The organism is Sphingomonas nostoxanthinifaciens (genome assembly GCF_019930585.1).
GTDB lineage: Bacteria > Pseudomonadota > Alphaproteobacteria > Sphingomonadales > Sphingomonadaceae > Sphingomonas_I > Sphingomonas_I nostoxanthinifaciens.
In genome coordinates this window covers 4,248,740-4,267,583 of record NZ_CP082839.1, presented here as the reverse complement: position 1 = coordinate 4,267,583, position 18,844 = coordinate 4,248,740, and the positions used below count along the sequence as shown (strand labels likewise).

Annotated in this window: 14 protein-coding genes and 1 tRNA gene; 4 read left to right on the top strand and 11 right to left on the bottom strand. The window is 68.8% G+C overall.

All coding sequences use genetic code 11. The annotated features are described in order from the left end of the window. Positions 1 to 859 precede the first annotated feature (859 nt). Positions 860 to 2,974 (bottom strand): RelA/SpoT family protein, encoded by a 2,115-nt coding sequence (locus tag K8P63_RS20505; RefSeq protein ID WP_223797817.1) that lies wholly within the window; start codon positions 2,972 to 2,974, stop codon positions 860 to 862. A 197-nt stretch (positions 2,975 to 3,171) separates the two neighbouring features. Here K8P63_RS20505 and K8P63_RS20500 point away from each other — a divergent pair, with 197 nt between their 5' ends. The 4 genes from K8P63_RS20500 to K8P63_RS20485 all read left to right on the top strand — a co-directional run bounded on the left by K8P63_RS20500 (position 3,172) and on the right by K8P63_RS20485 (position 8,081). After that, the gene (locus K8P63_RS20500; protein ID WP_223797816.1) at positions 3,172 to 5,625 is read left to right on the top strand and encodes a TonB-dependent receptor; all 2,454 of its coding nucleotides are present in this window, start codon (positions 3,172 to 3,174) and stop codon (positions 5,623 to 5,625) included. A 94-nt stretch (positions 5,626 to 5,719) separates the two neighbouring features. Further along, positions 5,720 to 6,523 carry an exodeoxyribonuclease III gene (locus K8P63_RS20495; protein ID WP_223797815.1) on the top strand — a complete coding sequence of 268 codons (804 nt, stop codon included), beginning with the start codon at positions 5,720 to 5,722 and terminating at the stop codon, positions 6,521 to 6,523. Beyond that, on the top strand, positions 6,520 to 7,581 hold the full coding sequence (ribA, locus tag K8P63_RS20490; RefSeq protein WP_223797814.1) for a GTP cyclohydrolase II: 1,062 nt from the start codon (positions 6,520 to 6,522) through the stop codon (positions 7,579 to 7,581). The genes K8P63_RS20495 and ribA overlap by 4 nt, the downstream gene beginning before the upstream one ends. Beyond that, positions 7,578 to 8,081: a L,D-transpeptidase family protein gene (locus tag K8P63_RS20485; protein WP_223797813.1), complete on the top strand. Its 504-nt coding sequence runs from the start codon at positions 7,578 to 7,580 to the stop codon at positions 8,079 to 8,081. The genes ribA and K8P63_RS20485 overlap by 4 nt, the downstream gene beginning before the upstream one ends. Before the next feature lie 29 nt (positions 8,082 to 8,110). Here the strand turns inward: K8P63_RS20485 and K8P63_RS20480 are convergent. From K8P63_RS20480 to lptB, 10 genes are all read right to left on the bottom strand, one after another. Beyond that, a tRNA-Glu gene (locus tag K8P63_RS20480) sits at positions 8,111 to 8,185 on the bottom strand. A 42-nt stretch (positions 8,186 to 8,227) separates the two neighbouring features. Then, entirely contained in the window at positions 8,228 to 9,991 is a 1,764-nt protein-coding gene (gene recJ / locus K8P63_RS20475; RefSeq protein WP_223797812.1) for a single-stranded-DNA-specific exonuclease RecJ, read from the bottom strand. A 46-nt stretch (positions 9,992 to 10,037) separates the two neighbouring features. Continuing rightward, positions 10,038 to 11,084 (bottom strand): inorganic phosphate transporter, encoded by a 1,047-nt coding sequence (locus K8P63_RS20470; protein ID WP_398288090.1) that lies wholly within the window; start codon positions 11,082 to 11,084, stop codon positions 10,038 to 10,040. Continuing rightward, positions 11,041 to 12,153: a DUF47 family protein gene (locus K8P63_RS20465; protein WP_223799898.1), complete on the bottom strand. Its 1,113-nt coding sequence runs from the start codon at positions 12,151 to 12,153 to the stop codon at positions 11,041 to 11,043. The genes K8P63_RS20470 and K8P63_RS20465 overlap by 44 nt, the downstream gene beginning before the upstream one ends. A 59-nt stretch (positions 12,154 to 12,212) precedes the next feature. Further along, positions 12,213 to 13,388 (bottom strand): acetylornithine deacetylase, encoded by a 1,176-nt coding sequence (gene argE / locus K8P63_RS20460; RefSeq protein WP_223797810.1) that lies wholly within the window; start codon positions 13,386 to 13,388, stop codon positions 12,213 to 12,215. Positions 13,389 to 13,426: 38 nt separating this feature from the next. Then, positions 13,427 to 14,578 (bottom strand): glycosyltransferase, encoded by a 1,152-nt coding sequence (locus K8P63_RS20455; protein ID WP_223797809.1) that lies wholly within the window; start codon positions 14,576 to 14,578, stop codon positions 13,427 to 13,429. Between the two features lie 7 nt (positions 14,579 to 14,585). Beyond that, on the bottom strand, positions 14,586 to 15,521 hold the full coding sequence (locus tag K8P63_RS20450) for a hypothetical protein (protein ID WP_223797808.1): 936 nt from the start codon (positions 15,519 to 15,521) through the stop codon (positions 14,586 to 14,588). Further along, positions 15,518 to 16,339, bottom strand: coding sequence for a DUF2334 domain-containing protein (locus K8P63_RS20445; protein ID WP_223797807.1), 822 nt, complete (start codon positions 16,337 to 16,339; stop codon positions 15,518 to 15,520). Before K8P63_RS20445 ends, K8P63_RS20450 begins: the two co-directional genes overlap by 4 nt. 189 nt (positions 16,340 to 16,528) lie before the next feature. Further along, positions 16,529 to 18,007, bottom strand: a complete 1,479-nt coding sequence (rpoN, locus tag K8P63_RS20440; protein ID WP_223797806.1) for an RNA polymerase factor sigma-54 — start codon at positions 18,005 to 18,007, stop codon at positions 16,529 to 16,531. A gap of 8 nt (positions 18,008 to 18,015) precedes the next feature. Next, entirely contained in the window at positions 18,016 to 18,792 is a 777-nt protein-coding gene (gene lptB, locus K8P63_RS20435; protein WP_223797805.1) for an LPS export ABC transporter ATP-binding protein, read from the bottom strand. Positions 18,793 to 18,844 lie beyond the last annotated feature (52 nt).

Genomic DNA, 18,844 nt, shown 5'->3' with positions numbered 1-18,844 from the left:
CATCAGTGCCCAGCTTGCCGGTTCGGGCACCGGGGCGGCATCGCTCGTGACGGTCAGGCTGGTGGCCGACAAGCCGGCCGCGGTGAATGCTAGATCGAAGCTGTCGCGGCCGTACGTCTCGTCGAACGTCTGGAAGACGCCGATGCTGCCCGGCGCCAGCGCGAACGTCCCGACTTCGCGGAAATCGGTGGAGGTGAACGCCGCGCTTTTCAGGTCGATCGAGAGATAATCCGCCACGACCTCGCCGCCGGTCTTGATGACCGAATAAAAACCCTCGTCCTTGAGATATTGCGCGGTGAAGGAGAGCGTGCCCGCGCTTTTCTGGACCGATCCGAGATCGCTTTCGGTAATCTCGGTTCCGATCGGATCGCCGAGGCCGCTTGTCGGTGGCGGCGTGTAGGAATCGCCGGTCCTCACGGGATAATCCCCGCTTGTCGTCACCGGCGGCACGGTGCCCGCCTGGTGGATGCCGCCGCCGATCGCGGATGAGCCACCCGCGGCATAGCTATACGCCGCGCCGGCCAGCGAATCGTCGACCGTGAAGGTCAGCGTGAAGGGTGTGCCGGGCGCGACGAAGGTGTCGCTGGTGCCGATATCGTAGATGCCAAGCGGGTCGGTTGTCGGGGCGATCGTCGTCCCGGTGACGACATAGGTATATTTCGTGGCCATGACCGGCCCGGTCGCCGCGAGTGAAGCGAGCAGGCCAAGGATACGACCCGACAATAGGATGCTGCGCATCGGCTATTCCTCCCCCAAAGAAGTACCGGCGGCGACTCTTCATCCGGTCGATTGCCGCTGCACATGGTTAAGGGGCGGACATTCCGCGTCAATGCGGTTTCGTGCCGGCCGGATCGATCCGTCAGGCGGCGAGCAGGGGCGGTTGCGGCTCCATCCGTTCGGCGCTGGCGATCGCGTCGGCGGCGCGCAGGCCGGCGAGGATGCGCATCAGATGCGCCACGTCGTGCACCTCGATCACCACGTGGAAGGTGTGGAAGCTCTGGTCGCGCTGCGACAGCGTCAGGTTGACGATGTTGGCGCCCTGCGCGCCGAGGATCCCCGCCATCACGCCGAGCGAGCCGGGCTCGTTGCGCACGATCACGTTCAGCCGCGCGGTGCCGCCCTCGCTGCCGTCGCCCCAGGCGAGATCGACCCAATCCTCTTCGGGCGCGGCCTGCAGCACCGGGCATTCGATGACGTGGACCTCGACCGGCCGGTCGGTCAGCCGCACGCCGACGATGCGGTCGCCCGGCACCGGCGTGCAGCATTGGGCGAGGGTGAAGGCGACGCCGGGGGTGAGCCCCTTCATCGACACGGCGCGCGCCGCGCGCGGCGCCGCCCCGACCTGCTTGGCCGAGCCCGGCATCAGCGCCTCCATCACCTGCTCGTCGGTGAGGATGCCGCGCGCGATCTGCTCCATCAGCCGGTCCGCGTCGGTGACCTTCAGGCGCCGGATCGCTTCGTCGAGCGCGTTGGGGCCGAGCTGCGCCGGCAGGCGCGCGACGATCGCGTCGTAGAAGCGGCGGCCGAGCGCGACCATCTCGGCCTGCTCCTTCTGGCGGACGAAGCGGCGGATCGAGGCGCGCGCCTTGCCGGTCGCGGCGAAGCTCATCCACGCCGCTTGCGGCTCCTGCGCGGCGGAACGCAGGATTTGCACCTGGTCGCCATTCTTGATCGGCGTGCGCAGCGGCACGACCCGCCCGTTGATTTTCGCGCCGACCGTCTGGTCGCCGAGATCGGTGTGGACCGCATAAGCGAAATCGACCGGGGTCGCGCCCTTCGGCAGCTGGATCAGCTCGCCCTTCGGCGTGAAGGCGAAGATGCGATCCTGATACATCGCCATCCGCGTATGCTCGAGCAGTTCCTCCGCGCTGGATGCATGGTCGAGGATCTCGACGAGGTCGCGGATCCAGCGCGATTTGACGTCGGGCTGGATCGTGCCGCCCTGCTTGTAGGCCCAGTGCGCGGCGACGCCATATTCGGCCTCGGCATGCATCTTGGCGGTGCGGATCTGGATCTCGATCCGCACGCGCTCCGAATGGATCACGGCGGTGTGGAGCGAGCGATAGCCGTTGCGCTTCGGCGTCGAGATGTAATCCTTGAAGCGGCCCGGCACCATCGGCCAGCGCCCGTGGAGCAGGCCGAGCGCGCGATAGCATTGCTCGTCATCCTCCAGCACCACGCGGAACGCCATCACGTCCGAAAGCTGCTCGAAGCTGATGTGGCGCTCGGTCATCTTGCGCCAGATCGAATAAGGATGCTTCTCGCGTCCCTCGACCTCGGCCTTGATGCCTTTCTGGCCCAGCAGCAGGCGGATGCCGGACGATATGCGCGCGACGCGATCGCCGCCGCCTTCCTTCAGCTGGTCGAGCCGGCGAACGATCGAATCATACGCCTCGGGCTCCAGCTCGCGGAAGGCGAGCGTCTGCATCTCGGTCATGAACTCGTACATGCCGATTCGCTCGGCGAGCGGCGCATAGATATCCATCGTCTCGCGCGCGATCCGGCGGCGCTTGGCCTCGGCCGGAATATATTTGAGCGTGCGCATGTTGTGCAGCCGGTCGGCCAGCTTCACCAGCAGCACGCGGATGTCGTCGGACATCGCCAGCAGGAACTTGCGCAGATTCTCCGCGGCGCGCTGGCTTTCCGACTGCGCCTCGATCTTCGACAGCTTGGTGACGCCGTCGACCAGCCGCGCAACCGCCGGGCCGAAGCTCTTCTCGACCTGCTCGGGCGTCGCCAGCGTATCCTCGATCGTGTCGTGGAGGATCGCGGTGGCGATGGTCTCGTCGTCGAGGTTGAGGTCGGTCAGGATACCGGCCACTTCGATCGGATGGCTGAAATAGGGATCGCCATTGGCGCGCTTCTGGCTGCCATGCGCCGCCATCGAGAAAACGTAGGCGCGATTGAGCAGCGCCTCGTCGGCGGTGGGATCGTAGCTAAGCACCCGATCGACCAGCTCATATTGTCGCAGCATCGCCGTCCACGATGGGCGAGCCCTTGCCGCCAACGCAACCCCTTGGACGCCGAACCCGATGCGGTTGACCGCGATTCTCTCGATCAGTGTGTGCGAATGTTTCTCAAAAGCAATTGACGTTGCGAACGACTCTCATTAGCGGCGCCTTTGAACGGACGTGGAACGACCACGCCATCATCAGACGGGGCAGCATCATCGTGTCACTTGAATGGAAGAAGCCGACGTTCCTCGCGCTGTCGTGCGTGGGATTTCTCTCCGCCGCGCAGGCTGCGGATCCTGCTGACGCGCCGGCCGAAGCGGCGCCGGATCAGGAGCATGTCATCACGGTCAACGGCCATCTCGACGACAACCCCAATCCCAAAATGGTCGCGCCGCTGCTCGACACGCCGCGCACCATCACGGTGATTCCCGAAAATCTGATCCGCGAGACCGGCTCGGCCAGCTTGGTCGATGCATTGCGCACGGTGCCGGGCATCACCTTCGGCGCGGCCGAGGGCGGCAATCCGATCGGCGACCGGCCGTTCATCCGCGGCTATGATTCGCAGGGCTCGACCTATCTCGACGGCGTGCGCGACATCGGCGCACAGACCCGCGAGGTGTTCGCGGTCGACCAGATCCAGGTCGTGCAGGGCTCGGACAGCACGCTCGGCGGGCGCGGCTCGGCGGGCGGCACGATCAACATCATCTCGAAGCTGCCGAAGCTCGGCGACTTCGCGACGCTCGACGGCAGTTACGGCAATGCCGATTACAAGCGCGTCGTCGTCGATGTGAACAAGCAGATCAGCCCCACCGCCGCGGTGCGGATCGAGGGGATGTGGCACGATCAGGATGTCGCCGGTCGCGACGCCATTTGGCAGAAGCGCTGGGGCATCGCGCCATCGGTGACGATCGGCCTCGGCACACCGACCCGGCTGACCGCGGCTTATTACCACCTGCACACCAGCGAGCTGCCCGACAGCGGCCTGCCCTACACCTACGTCTGCTCGGCGACGATCTGCAACGCGCCCGCCGGAAACTTCGTGCTGTCGGAGCCGGTGCACAACGTCAGCACGCTCGGTGGCCAGAACGTGACCGTGCCCTATTCGACCTTCTACGGATTGAAGGATCGCGATTTCCGCACATCGAACACCGATCAGGCGACGTTGCGTGCGGAGCATGATTTCGGCAGCAACGTCATGATCCGCAACACGTCGCGCTTCAGCCACACCTATCAGGGCTACATCTACACTCAGCCCGACGATTCGCAGGGCAACGTCGTCGGGACGACCGCCACCAACACCGGCACCAACTTCACCAATGGCGGCTATGTCTGGCGCCGCGCCAACACCCGCACCGGCGTGACGAACAGCCTGATCAACCAGACCGACGTCACCGCCAAGTTCGAGACCGGCATCCTCAAGCACAGCATCGCCGCGGGCATGGAGTTTAGCAGCGAGGATGCGCGCCGCGGCACCTACGTGCTGGCGACCGGCTCGACGATCAGCCCGCGCTGCTCGGTCTCCTCGGTCGCGCGCTCCAATTGCGCGCCGCTGGGCAACCCCAATCCCAATGACCCCTGGGTCAATTACACCAGCGACACCAGCACGACGGCGACGGCGATCACGCGCAGCACGACGTGGAGCGACACAATCAACACCGGCATCACCAAGGCCGGCTACCTGTTCGATTCGATCGGGATCGGCCAATATCTCATCGCCAATCTCGGCGTGCGCTACGACGATTTTACCTCGACGACGCGACTGCCGCTGACCAGCGCGACCGCGGCGCCAGTCTATCTGAAACGGCATGACGGCAACTGGAACTACCAGGCCGGGCTGGTCGGCAAGCCGGCGGGGAACATCAGCGTCTACGGATCGATCGCGACCTCCACCACGCCGCCCAACAGCCTGCTGGGCGAGGGCCTGGAGGGCAATTCACTCGGTACCGCGGTCTCGCCGCTGCTCGATCAGCTCAAGCCCGAGAAGAGCAAGAGCTACGAAGTCGGCGCCAAGGCCGACGTACTGCACGAGAAACTGTCGCTGACGCTCGCGGTGTTCCGCGTCGACACAACCAATGCGCGCGTGACGATCGACGCGAACACCGTCGCCTTCATCGGCAAGAAGCGCGTCGACGGCGCGACTCTCGGCTTCAATGGCCGCATCACCGACGCGTGGACCGTGTTCGGCGGCTATACCTATCTCGACGCCAAGGTGCGCGACGGCGGGCAGAGCGCGCTCACCGCCGCCGCGATCGGCAGCCGCGCTGCGCAGACCGTCTATGTGACGTCGGTCAACACCGGCAAGCAGTTCCCGCAGACTGCCAAGCACAGCTTCAGCGCATGGAGCGACTATACGATCGGCAAGTTCACGCTGGGCGGAGGCGCCTTCTACACCAGCCGGGTCTTTGGCGGCTATTCCGACAACCGCAAGGCGGTGCAGGATAGCGCGGGCAACGTGACGATCATCCCCGCGACCACCGTTCTGGCGCGCTCGATCCCGAGCTATTGGCGGTTCGATGCCCGCGCATCTTACGTCGTGACGCCGCGGATCACGGTCAGCATCAACGCCAACGATCTGACCGACAAGCGCTACTTCAGCCAGGCCTATGCCGCCCATTATGCGACGGTCGCGCCCGGCCGCACCGTGTTCGGAACGGTCAGCCTGAAATATTGATTGGGGGGAGGTGGGGCCGGCCGTCGCTGCGGGGGCGCGCGACGGTCGGTCCGCCGGCTTCCCACGTCTTTCCGGCGCGGCTATTGGCCCTCCCATGGCCACCCTCAAGATCGCGTCGTGGAACATCAACTCGGTGCGCGCGCGGATCGGCATCGTCGAGCGCTTCCTCGCCGAGGAACAGCCCGACATAGTGTGCCTGCAGGAAACCAAGGCCGCCGACGACGTCTTTCCGGCCGACGCATTTCGCGGCTTCGGCTATGTCCATCAGCGGCTGCACGGCCAGCGCATGCATCACGGCGTCGCCATCCTCAGCCGCGTGCCGCTGTCCGACGCCACCGACGACAGCTGGCGGTTCGACTGGCAGGACAATGGCGAGGCGCGCCACGTCGGCGTGCGGCTGGAGGCGGGCTTCCGGCTGGAGAATGTCTACGTGCCGGCGGGCGGCGACATTCCCGATCCCGCGCTCAATCCCAAGTTCAAGCAGAAGCTGGCCTTCGTCGAACGCATGACCGACTGGTCGCGCCATCTGGCGGAGCCGACTTTGCTGGTGGGCGACTTCAACATCGCGCCGCTGCCCGAAGACGTGTGGAGCCACAAGCAACTGCTCGACGTCGTCAGCCACACCCCGGTCGAGGTCGACGCGCTCGGCCGGCTGCAGGCGGCGCACGACTGGGTCGATCTCGGCCGCCATTTCCATCCGGCGCCGGCGCGCCTCCACACGTGGTGGAGCTACCGCTCGCCCGATTTCACGGTGAACGATCGCGGCCGCCGGCTCGATCATATGTGGGCAAGCCCCGCGCTGGCGGCGAAGGCGGTCGCGCACCATGTGTGCGAGCCATGCCGATCGTGGATCAAGCCATCCGATCACGTGCCGCTCGTGACCGAGTTCGCGGTGTGAGCGCACGCGATGCGGCGCGCGCGATCGACGCGATCCGGCGCGGCTGGCCGGTCGCGATCGAGGGTTCGGACGGCTGGTTGCTGCTGCTCGCGGTCGAGACCGCGGATAGCGAGCGGCTGGCGGCGTTCGATCCCGACGGCCACGCCGATCTGCTGCTGTCGGCCGAGCGCGGCGCGGTGCTGAAGCTCGCCAACCAGCGCGACGCCGCCACGCCGGGGCAGGCGGTCGCGGTGGAGCGCGCGCCGTGGCTCGATCTGCCGGCGGCATTGGCGCTGGCGGACCCGGCGGGCGACCTCGCCACGCCGCTCAAGGGCCCCTACCGCACGCGCCCGATCGTCGAGGCGGATGCCGCGGCCGCCGCGCTGACGCTGGCGCGCCTCGCCGGGCTGCTGCCGGCTTTCTTCATCGCGCGCGACGGCGGCGAGCCGGCGGCGCACGTCACCGCGCAGGAGATTGCCGAGCATGATGCCGGCGATCGCCTCGCCATCGTCGCGCGCGCGCGACTGCCGATCGCGCAGGCGGAGCAGGCCGAGATCGTCGCCTTCCGCTCGCCCGAGGATGCGGGCGAGCATGTCGCACTGCTGATCGGCGCGCCCGATGGCCGGCCGCCGCTCGTCCGCCTGCACAGCGAATGCCTCACCGGCGACGTGCTCGGCAGCCTGAAATGCGATTGCGGGCCGCAGTTGCAGGCGGCGCTGGCAGCGATCGCCGCGAGCGGCTGGGGGATATTGCTCTATCTGCGGCAGGAGGGGCGCGGGATCGGCCTCGTCAACAAATTGCGCGCTTATGCGCTGCAGGATCAGGGCTTCGACACGGTCGAGGCCAATCTGCGGCTGGGCTTCGCGATCGACGCGCGCGATTTCGGCGTCGCGGCGGCGATGCTGCGCCGGCTCGGGCAGGATCGGGTGCGGCTGCTCACCAACAACCCCGCCAAGGTCGCGGGGCTCGAGGCGGCGGGGGTCACCGTGGTCGAGCGCGTGCCGCACGCGCTGCCGCCCAATCCGCACAACGCCCATTATCTCGCGGTGAAGCGCGACCGGACCGGCCATCTGTTGTGAGGCTGGCGGTCGATTGCGCCGCGCGAACGCTGCGCGCCGGCGACGCACTCATCCCTTGCGCGATCGGCCGGGGGGAGGCGATCGATGCAGCCGCCAAGCGCGAAGGCGACGGCGCGACGCCTTACGGTCATTGGCCGGTGCGCGGCGTACTGCTTCGGCCGGATCGGTTGACGCTCCCGCCGTCGCTCGCATTGCCGTGGCGCTGGATCCGCCCCGACGACGGCTGGTCGGACGATCCGGCCGACCCCGCTTACAATCGCCCGGTGCGCCACCCATACGCCTGCTCGGCCGAGCGGCTGTGGCGCGACGACGGCCTCTACGACGTGATCGTGATACTCGGCCACAACGACGCGCCGCCCATCCCCGGCGCCGGCAGCGCGATCTTCCTCCACTGCTGGCGCGACGCCGCACCGACCGAAGGCTGTATCGCGGTGGAGAGGGAAGCGCTGCTCACATTGCTGCCGTCGCTTCGGCCCGGCGACGTTCTCGCCATCGGCTGAGCCGGAAATTGCCGATCCGCACGTGCGGATGGTGACCCCTACGGGATTCGAACCCGTATTTCAGCCGTGAAAGGGCCGCGTCCTAACCCTTAGACGAAGGGGCCATGATGGCAGGGGAAGGCGCTTAAGGGCTGGGCGCGCCGAGGTCAATCGCACCATGCGGCGTCGTCGAGGTGAAGTTCCGCCTGACTGCCGCCATTCCACAGGTCGATGCGCGCGCGACCGGCTACCCATAGCCGGCGATGCGGTCCCGCGCCGAGCAGCGCCTGGCCGAGCGCCGTCTCCGCCTGGCGGAAGGCGACGGTCTTGATCGAGCGGCCGTCGTCGCCCGCCACCACTGCACGGACGTGGCCGTTGCCGACGATATCGGCGCGCACCACGCGCACCGGGCCGGCGGCGACGCGCGGGCTCGGCCAGCCGGCGCCATAGGGGCCGCCCGCCTCCAGCGCGTCGACCAATGATGGCGCGATGCCGCCCGCGCTCAGCACCGCATCGAGCAGCAGGGCGCGATCGTCGCGCGCGCGCTCGACATCGGCTGCCAGCCGCGCGTCGAGGAAATCGGCGAAGGCTTCGATCTTGTCGGCGGCGATCGTCAGCCCCGCCGCCATCGCATGCCCGCCACCCGCGACGAGCAGACCCATATCCTTGGCGGCGAGCACCGCCGCGCCGAGATCGACGCCCGAGATCGACCGCCCGGAGCCCTTGCCGACGCCGGCCTCGTCCAATGCGATGACGATCGCCGGGCGGCCGAGTCGCTCTTTCAGCCGGCTGGCGACGATGCCGATCACGCCCGGATGCCAGCCCGCGCCGGTCACCACCGTCACCGCGCGCTCGCGCTGCGCGGCGGCCAGCGCCTCGGCGGCCTGCGTCACCTCGCCTTCGATCGCGCGCCGCTCGCCGTTCAGCCGGTCGAGTTCGGCGGCGATCGCGTCGGCTTCGGCGGGATCACGCGTCGTGAGCAAGCGAACGCCGAGATCGGCCTTGCCCACCCGGCCGCCGGCATTGATGCGCGGGCCCAACGCGAAACCGAGATCGGAACAGCTCGGCGCGGCGGTGAGCCCGGCAGCGCGTGCGAGCGCGGCGAGGCCGAGGTTGCGGCCTTGCGCCATCACCTTCAGCCCCTGCGCGACGAAGGCGCGATTGAGCCCCTTGAGCGCGGCGACATCGGCGACGGTGCCGAGTGCGACCAGATCGAGCAGGTCGATCAGCCGCGGCTCGGCCCGATCGGCGAACCAGCCCGCGGCGCGCAACGTGCGGATCAAGGCGGCGCCCAGCAGGAAGGCGACGCCGACCGCCGCGAGATGGCCGTGCGCCGCGCCTTCGCCTTCGTCGAGCCGGTTGGGGTTCACCAGCGCCAGTGCGCGCGGCAGCGTGGTCGCGCATTTGTGGTGATCGACCACGATCACGTCGAGCCCGGCGGCGGCGGCCTCGTCGAGCGCCTCGAACGCCTGCGCCCCGCAATCCACCGTCACCACCAGCTTGCAGCCGCCCTCGGCGATCCGCACCAGAGCGGCGCCGGAGGGACCATACCCCTCCATCAGCCGGTCGGGAATATAAGCGGCGGGGGCGAGGCCGAGATCGCGCAGCAGGCGGACGAGCAGGGCGGCCGAGGTCGCGCCGTCGACGTCATAGTCGCCGAAGACGGTGACGGCCTCGCCGGTCGTCACCGCCTTGGCCAGTCGCGCGGCGGCGACGTCCATGTCGCGGAAGATCGACGGATCGGGCATGAAGCCGCGAATGGTGGGCGCGCGATGGCTGTCGAGCGCCGCCCGCGACACGCCGCGCGCCAGCAGCAATTGTGTCACCAGATCGTCGGCCTGGCCCGCCTCGTCGCGCCGGTCCGCGCTCGAGCCGCGCCAGCGCCACGGCTGGCCCAGGATCGAGCGGGTCACGGAAAGCGCGGGCATCATCCGCCGATCGATACATCAGGACGGGCGGCAGGAGAATCCCCAGCGATCAGAACAGGCCGGCGAGCGCGTAGACGGCCGCCGCCATAAGCGCCGCCGCCGGCAGCGTGATGCACCACGCCGCGACGATCCCGCCGACGACGCCCCAGCGCACCGCCGACAGTCGCCGCGCCGCGCCGACACCGACGATCGCGCCGGTGATGGTGTGTGTGGTCGATACCGGGATGCCGCTGACAGTCGCGATGGCGAGCGTGATCGCGCCGCCGGTCTCGGCGCAGAAGCCCTGCGCGGGGGTCAGCCGGGTGATGCGCGATCCCACGGTGCGGACGATCCGCCACCCGCCCCCCAGCGTGCCGAGCGCCATCGCCGCCTGGCAGGCCAGCGCGACCCACAAGGGCACGTGGAAGCCGCCTCGCAGCAGCCCCTGCGAATAGAGCAGGACGGTGATGACCCCCATCGTCTTCTGCGCGTCGTTGCCGCCATGGCCCAGCGCGTAGAGCGCCGCCGACACGAGCTGGAGCCGGCGGAACAGCCGGTCAGCGCGGGCGGGCCGAGTCCATGCGAGCAGCCACGGCACCAACAGCATCAGCATGAGCGCGAGCAGCAGGCCCAGCGCGGGCGACAGGACGATGGCCGCCGCCCATTTCGACACGCCGCTCCACACGATCGCATGCAGGCCAGCCCGCGCCGTGCCCGCGCCGATGAGGCCGCCGATCAGCGCGTGGCTGGACGAGGAGGGGACGCCGATCGCCCAGGTGGCGAGGTTCCACACGATCGCGCCCGCCAGCGCGGCAAAGATCACCTGCGGCGTGACGATACCGGCGGCGACGATGCCCTGCCCGACCGTCTCGGCGACATGCACGCCGAACACCAGCACGGCGACGAAGTTGAAGAACGCCGCCCAGATGACCGCCAGCGTCGGCGGCAGGACGCGGGTCGAGACCACCGTTGCGATCGCATTGGCGGCATCGTGCACGCCGTTGAGCAGGTCGAACAGCAAGGCGACGCCGACCAGGCCGATCAGCAGGGGCAGAGCGAGATGCACCGTCGCGTCAGGCGTGATCGAGCACGAGGCCCTGGATCTCGTTCGCGACATCCTCGAACTTGTCCACGACGCGCTCGAGGTGGGTGTAGATCTCGCGACCGACGATGAAGTGCATCGCCCCGCCGCTCTCCGCCTCGCCGAACAGGATCTTCAGGCCCCGATCGTGGATCGTGTCGGCATGCCCTTCCAGCGTGACGAGCCGCTCGGTCAGTTCGAGGATGCGTTCCGAATTGATGCCGATCGCGCGCAGCAGCGGCACCGCCTCCGACGTGACCCGCGCCGCCTCGAGGATGATCGCGGCAATGTCGCGCATCGCGGGCTCGAACTCACTCAATTCGTAGAGCGTGATGGCCTTTGCCGTGTGATTCATCTGGTCGATCGCATCGTCCATCGTCGCGATCAGCCCGGAGATGGTCGAGCGATCGAACGGCGCGACCAAGGTGCGGCGCACGTCCTGCAGCACGGTGCGGGTGATGTCGTCCGCCTCATGCTCGCGGTCGGTGATCTCGCGGATGTAGAGCGGCATGTCGGGGCCGCCCTGAAGCAGCCGCGCCAGCGCGTCGGCGCCCGCGACGAGCGTCGCGGCATGATCCTCGAATAGATCGAAGAAGCGCCCCTGCCGCGGCATCAGTGCTTGGAACCAGCGCAGCATCGGCACCCTCCCGCCCAGCGCGTGCGTCCATGCCAGCAGCCGTTGCCCCGGTCCAGCAACCGGAGCGGGCGCGCGGAAGCGACCGATCAGGCGGCCGAGATCTGCCTCCTGCACAAGGGTCGCAGCCTCGGGCAGGTCGAACCAGCGCGTCTCGCGCTCGTCCTGCTCGGGCCAGTCGGCCTCCTGCTCGGTGACGGCGAGGGGAAACACCGCGACGGTCGCCCGACGCACGCTGCCATCGTTGCGCCGTTTCCAATAATTGTACGATCCCAGCGCCGTCGGGCAGGTGATGCCGCGGACACCCGCCTCCTCATAGGCTTCGTGGGCGGCGGCCTGGTGGCTGGACAGGCCGCGGATCGGATTACCCTTGGGCACGACCCAACGCCGCGTCTCACGGCTGGTGATGAGCAGCACGTTGACCGTGCCGGTATCGTCGATGCGATAGGGTAAAGCGGCGATCTGGCGGATTGTCTGGGAAACCTCCTGCTGCCCTGAAGATAGGGATTACGGTTCGTCGTACAATAACATCAGTTTGCCAGCATCTCCGCCAGCCGCAGCATGAAGCTCGCCCCGCGCGCGATCTGCGTCTTCTCGACATATTCGTCAGGTTGATGTGCCTGCTCGATCGAGCCGGGGCCGCAGATCACGGTCGAGAAGCCGCCCTGCTGGAATTGCCCCGCCTCTGCAGCGTAGGCGACGACGCGCGCCGGACCGTTGTCGCCGGCGAGGCTGCGCGCAATGCGCTCGGCCACGCTGTCGGGATCGGGCGCAAAGGCAGGCGTGGTGGAGCGGCGGACGACCGAGACGCCGGCGGCCGGAAAGCGCGCCTTGATCGTCGCGTCGCACCGCGCCGCCTCGGCCAGGAACGGGGCCAGCACCGCCTCGGGGTCCAGCCCGGGCGGGCAGCGCAGATCGAACAGGAAGGTGCAGCGCCCGGCGAGGATGTTGACCGCGGTGCCGCCGTCGACCTGGCCGATGGTGAGCGTCGCATGCGGCGGCACGAACGGCGACGCCGGATCCGCCTCGCGCTCCAGCCGCTCGGCCAGCGCGGCGAGCTGCCCCATCAGCTGCACCGCCACCATGTTGGCCGACAGGCCGAGATGGGTGAGGCTGGAATGCGCCTCGTGCCCGGTGACGGTGACGAGGTAGGAGGTGATCCCCTTGTGCCCGCGGACGACCTGCATGTTGGTCGGCTCGCCGACGATCACCGCGGCCGGCGGCGGCAGCGTCCGCGCAATCTCCGCGATCATCGCCGGTGCACCGATGCAGCCCACCTCTTCGTCATAGGAAAGGGCGAGGTGAACCGGCCGCGCGAGGCTGCCTTGCGCGAAGGCCGGTGCCGCCGCCAGCGCGAGCGCGAGGAAGCCCTTCATGTCGCAGGTGCCGCGCCCGTAAAGGCGCCCGTCGCGCGCGGCGAGGGTGAACGGATCGCTCGTCCAGCTTTGGCCGTCGACCGGCACCACGTCGGTGTGGCCCGACAGCACGATCCCGCCCGCGACCGCCGGGCCGATCGTCGCGTAGAGATTGGTCTTGCTGCCATCGGCACTCGGCACGCGCGTGGTGGCGATGCCCAGATCGGCGAGCAGGCGCTCGACATGGACGATCAGCGCGAGGTTCGAGTCGCGCGAAGTGGTGTCGAACGCGACCAGCCGCGCCAGTTCGGCGGTGGCGTCGGCGGCGAGGATGTCGGGGGAGGGGAGCATCGCGCCAGCCTAACGGCGCACCACGCGGGCGCAATGGCTCAGGCGGCGCGTGCGGCCGGCTGGTCAAGCCATTCGTAGAGCGCGAATAAATCGGCGAAATGCTCGTCCATCGTGCGGACGCTGCCGGTCGCGCGGACCGGCTGATCGACGAAACGGGTGATGGCGGCGGCAGCGCTGGCGCTCGAACTGGCGCGATAGGTGAGGCCGCCACCCGCGCGCGCCTGATCCGAGGCGCCACCCGCATCGGGAGCGATGAGCGGCAGGCCCGATGCACGCGCCTCGGCAGCGACGATGCAGAAGGTTTCGGCCTCGCAGCCATGGATCAGCGCATCGGCGCTTGCCATCATCGTCGCGAGGCGCAGGCGATCGCGGATCGGCGCGACCAGGCAGACGTGCGGGTTCGCGCCGATCTGGCGGACGATCCGCCCACGATCACGACCATCGCCGACCAGCACCAATCCCACCGGCCGGCGCGCGGCCGCCGTCATGGCGGCGTCGATCACCATCGGCCACCGTTTCTCGGGGGCGTGGCGGCCGACGGCGAGCAGCAAGGTGGCGCTCGACGGCAGCCCGCAGCGATCGAGCAGGCGCGCGCGCAGCTCCTCGTCGCGCAGGTCCGGCGAGAAGATGCCGGGATCGACCCCCATCGGATTGGTGACGACGCGGGCGAGGCCACCCTCGGTCAGGCGCTCCGACAGGCTGGCACTCGCGCTGACCACGGCGTCGTAGCGCGCGTCGAGCCGGCGCAGATGCCGCCAGAACCATGCAAAGCCGCGATCGATCGTCGCGCGATCGGCGACGCCGCCGAACCAGCGATAGGCGTAAGCGGACAGCGGATCGGCGTGCATCACCAGCACGCGTCGCGCCGGCCCCTGCCAGTCGGCGACGATCGAGGCGCTGCGCCACGGCGACGAGACCTCGACCACGTCCGGCCGAAGCCGGTCGAGCGCGGCGTGGAGTTGCCCGGCATCGGCGAAATAGCCGTAGCGCCGATCGAGCGGGAAGCGCGGGCTCGCCAGCCACTCGATCCGCGCATTCGGCCCGCGGTGCTCGATCCTGTCGGTGCGGCCGGGGGCGAGCACGATCAGTTCGTGCCCGGCGGCCGGCACCGCCTTCAGCTTGCGCTCGATATAGGTGCGCACGCCGCCGCCTTCGGGCGCGTAGAACGCACAGACATCGACGATGCGCATGCCGCGCTCAGTCCTCGCCCAGCGCGAATTCGGCCAGCACCAGCCCGGCGCCGACCAGGATGTGGGTGGCCAGGATCAGGCTTGCCATCATCGTCATCAGGCCGCCGATCGCGACGTCGGGGCCCACCAGCACCACGGCGATGCCCGCGAACACAAGATCCTTGTTGGGCAGCAACGGCAGGCGCGACAGCAGCAGGCGCAACGATGCCAGCAGCAGCCACCAGCCCAACGCGACCTGCGGCAGAACGAGGTGCCACAGCAGGGCCGGCAGCAGTGACGTCACGACGACGCGCAGCAGCTGCACGCCGCCGACGAACATCAGATCGGTCGGATCGAGCGTCAGCAGCCGGCCGCGGAAGGCGAGCAGCACCAGCGAGGTGCCGAGCGTCACCGTCACCGCCATCACGATCGTGCCGGGGGCGAGGCCGAGATGCAGCGCGCCGAGGAACGGATAGGCCGCCGCCAGCACCGCCAGCGTGACGAGGTTGCCCGCCGCGGCCGAGAGGATCGCGACGTCCTTCACCGCCGCGAACGGCGCCGCCACCATGCGCAGCCGGTTGCGCGCCCAGCTGTAGAAATGGAGCTCGCCGATATAGCCCATCAGGATTTCGTTGCCGACGAACTTGCGCGTCAGCGCGCCGAAGCCGGCGGCGGGCAGGTTCCACAGGCGGCGGAAGATCAGGAAGTCGGCGGCGGGCGTCACGAGGTAATAGCCGGCGAACACCAGCCAGAAGAGCGGCGATCGCGGCACCATGTCCACGACCTGCGCGATGTGCATAGTGCGCAATTGCCACAGCACCGCGGCAAAGATGCCGAGCGAGATGACCGGACCGAGCCAGCGTGCGGCGAGGCTGCCGCCTTCGGCGAGCAAGGGGGGATCGAATGTCTCTGCGGTCCAGGTCGCTGCAGCAGCACCTGCGTGGTGTTGGGGCGGGGAACTCACTTGGCCTCCTGGGCTACGACGCCGACGGTCTTCACCGGGGATGACGCCGCCGCAACCAAATCCCCATAATGCCCGATGCGGCGGCGCGCAAAAGTTCCCAGCGTCGCGTCGATGCTGGCGAGCAGGCTCGGCACGTGCGCGTCGCCCGGATGCACCGCCACGCGCACAACCGGCAGGGGGTGCAGCGCCGCGCGGGCGAGGCCGGCGAACAGGCGCGAGCTGGCGATCCGCCGCGGGCTGCGGCTGGCCCAGGTGATGACCGGGCCGCGCGCCAGAATCGCGCCATCCGCCGGACGCCACACGCGGAAATGGTCCTCGGCCAGCGCAAATCCTTCGTCCGCCAGCGCGGCGCGCGCGCCATCGCCGTACAGCCATGCCGGCGCGATGAAGCCGGCGACGGGCCGCCCGATCGCATCTTCCATCACCGCGCGTCCTGCGCGCATGCGGCGCACCGCCTCGGTACGATCCAGGCCGAGGAACTCGCCCTCGCCGGCCGTCATATGCTTCGCCTTGAAGCGTGCACCGGCGCCGCCATGCGCGCTGTCGTCGCGATGCGACCAGCCGTGCAGGAACATCTCGACGCCCGCATCGGCCCACGCGCGTAGTCGTTGCTGGAAAGCGGGGGCCTTGGAAAGCGGGGCCTCGCCCCAATGATCGGGAACGACCAGCATGGCGAATCGCGGGCCGCCAAGATGGCGTTCGAGGCGATCGACCAGCGCGGTCACCTCGCGTTCGAAGCGCGGTCCGACATCGTGGATCGACGCGAGCAACATGCCGCGCGCCGCCGCCTGTCCTTCGTGTTCGTCCCGCCCCGCCATAACCGCTGCTCATTGGACGCGCCGCGATGAACGCGGCCTGTCCATTGCCCCCAACGCCTTTATCGCAACTAGGCGGCCCACAACAAATTAGATCAGCGATTGCGACGATATGGGCTCGACGCGCGGCGGAGGCCGCGTACATTGGTCTCAGGCGGACGTCGGCCGCGACTCCCTAGTGTCGGCGTCCGCTCATTCCAATGCCTTCTTACGTCGCCGTTGCACGGACGAGCCGAGCCCCATCGCCTCGCGATATTTTGCGACGGTGCGGCGCGCGATGTCGAAGCCCTTGGCCTTCAGCAGATCGACCAATTTGTCATCGGACAACACGTCCTGGCCTTCGCCGGCGATCATCCGGCCGATGTGGCTCTTCACCGCCTCGGCCGACGCCGCTTCGCCGTCGCCCGACGGCACGCCGCTGGAGAAGAAATATTTGAGCTCGTAGAGGCCGCGGTCGCAGGCGAGATATTTGTTCGACGTAACCCGGCTGACGGTCGATTCGTGCATGCCGATCGCGTCGGCGACGGCGCGCAGCGTCATCGGCTTCAGGTGCGCGACGCCGTTGCGGAAGAAGCCTTCCTGCTGCTTCACCAGCTCGGTCGCGACGCGGACGATGGTGCGCTGGCGCTGGTCGAGCGCCTTGATCAGCCAGTTGGCGCTGGCGAGGCGATCCGCCAGCCACGCCTTGCCGGCCTTGTCGTCGGCGCCGGCCACCAACTCGGCGTGATAGCGTCGGTCGATCAGCAGGCGCGGCAGCGTCGCGTGGTTCAGCTCGATCGCCCAGCCGGCACGCGTGCGCGTGACGAAGAGGTCGGGCACGATCGGCGCGGCGCGCTCGCCGCCATAGCGCAGGCCGGGCTTGGGATCGTAGCCGCGCAGCTCGCGCACCATGTCGGCGAAATCCTCCTCGTCGACGTCGCACATCCGGCGGAGCTGCGCGATCTGGCCGCGCGCGAGCAGGTCGAGATGGTCGATCATGCACGCCATCGCCGGGTCGTAGCGATCCGCCTCGCGCGCCTGCAGCGCGATGCATTCGGCGAGCGAGCGTGCGCCGACGCCGGTGGGGTCAAACCCCTGAATGACGGTCAGCACGCGCTCGATCGCTGCATCCGCGACGTCCAGCCGCGCCGCCAGTTCGTCCAGCCCGACGACGTAGCCGGCATCGTCGATCAGATCGACGATGTGGCGCGCGATCATCAGGTCGCGGCCGTCCAGCATCTCGCCTGCCTGCTGCAACAGATGGTCGGCGAGGTTCGGCGCGTCGGCGGCGATGCTGTCGAAATCGGGCCGCTCGCCCGCGGCCGCGCCGTCCGACAGATCGAGCCCGCTGCCGGCGCGGTCGGCGGCGCTGTCCTGATGGAAGGTTTCGCCGTCATAATCGATGTCGAGCGGTGCGTCGGCGGCGGCATCGCCCGCGCGCACCAGCTCGTCGGCGGTGGCGGTTTCGCCCGTCGGGGCGGCGGGTGCCGCCTCGGCGACGGTGGCGTCCGATGCGGTCGCGCCGGGCTCGTCCGATCCGGTGGCGAGAAGGGGGTTCTGCTCGAGCTCCTCGGCGAGGAACCCTTCGAGCTCGAGGTTGGACAGCGCGAGCAGCTTGATCGCCTGCTGCAGCTGCGGCGTCATCACCAGCGACTGCGCCTGGCGCAGATCGAGGCGCGGCGCGAGGCTCATCGGCGGCGCTACAGCTCGAAGCTTTCGCCCAGATAGAGCCGGCGGACCTCCTCGTTCGCCACCAGATCCTCCGGGCTGCCCTGGAACAGCACGCGTCCGTCGTAGATGATGCAGGCGCGATCGACGATGTCGAGCGTCTCGCGGACATTGTGGTCGGTGATCAGCACGCCGATGTCGCGGCGCTTCAGATCCTTCACAAGATCGCGGATGTCGCTGATCGAGATGGGATCGATGCCGGCGAACGGCTCGTCGAGCAGCATGATCGAGGGATCGGCCGCTAGCGCCCGCGCGATCTCGCACCGGCGCCGCTCGCCGCCCGACAGCGCCATCGCCGCCGAATCGCGCAGCCGCTCGAGGTGGAATTCACCGAGCAGCGCGTCGAGTCGGGCGGCGCGCGCAGTGCGGTCGGGCTCGGACAATTCGAGCACCGCCATGATGTTCTGCGCGACGGTGAGCCCGCGGAAGATCGACGTCTCCTGCGGCAGATAGCCCAGGCCGAGGATCGCGCGGCGATACATTGGCAGGCCGGTCACGTCGTTGCCGTCGAGCAGGATGCGGCCTTCGTCGGGCTTCACCAGCCCCATCACCGAATAGAAGCAGGTCGTCTTGCCGGCGCCGTTGGGGCCGAGCAGGCCGACCACCTCGCCACGCGCGACGTTCAGGCTCACGTCGCGCAGCACCTGGCGCTTGTCGTAGCTCTTGGCGATCGAGACGATCGACAGGCCATCATCGCCGGCCAGACGGGCGGCGACACGGTCGGCGGAGGCAAAGGCGATATCGGTCACGAGCGCGGTTCCTGATCGCGGACGATGGTTACCGCAAGCCGGCATCGCGGCA

Coding starts and splice junctions, on each gene's coding strand:
- K8P63_RS20505 (WP_223797817.1), bottom strand. CDS start 2,974: ATGCTGCGACAATATGAGCTGGTCGATCGGGTGCTTAGCTACGATCCC.
- K8P63_RS20495 (WP_223797815.1), top strand. CDS start 5,720: ATGGCCACCCTCAAGATCGCGTCGTGGAACATCAACTCGGTGCGCGCG.
- recJ (WP_223797812.1), bottom strand. CDS start 9,991: ATGATGCCCGCGCTTTCCGTGACCCGCTCGATCCTGGGCCAGCCGTGG.
- K8P63_RS20470 (WP_398288090.1), bottom strand. CDS start 11,084: ATGTCGCGAACGAGATCCAGGGCCTCGTGCTCGATCACGCCTGACGCG.
- argE (WP_223797810.1), bottom strand. CDS start 13,388: ATGCTCCCCTCCCCCGACATCCTCGCCGCCGACGCCACCGCCGAACTG.
- K8P63_RS20455 (WP_223797809.1), bottom strand. CDS start 14,578: ATGCGCATCGTCGATGTCTGTGCGTTCTACGCGCCCGAAGGCGGCGGC.
- K8P63_RS20445 (WP_223797807.1), bottom strand. CDS start 16,339: ATGGCGGGGCGGGACGAACACGAAGGACAGGCGGCGGCGCGCGGCATG.
- rpoN (WP_223797806.1), bottom strand. CDS start 18,007: ATGAGCCTCGCGCCGCGCCTCGATCTGCGCCAGGCGCAGTCGCTGGTG.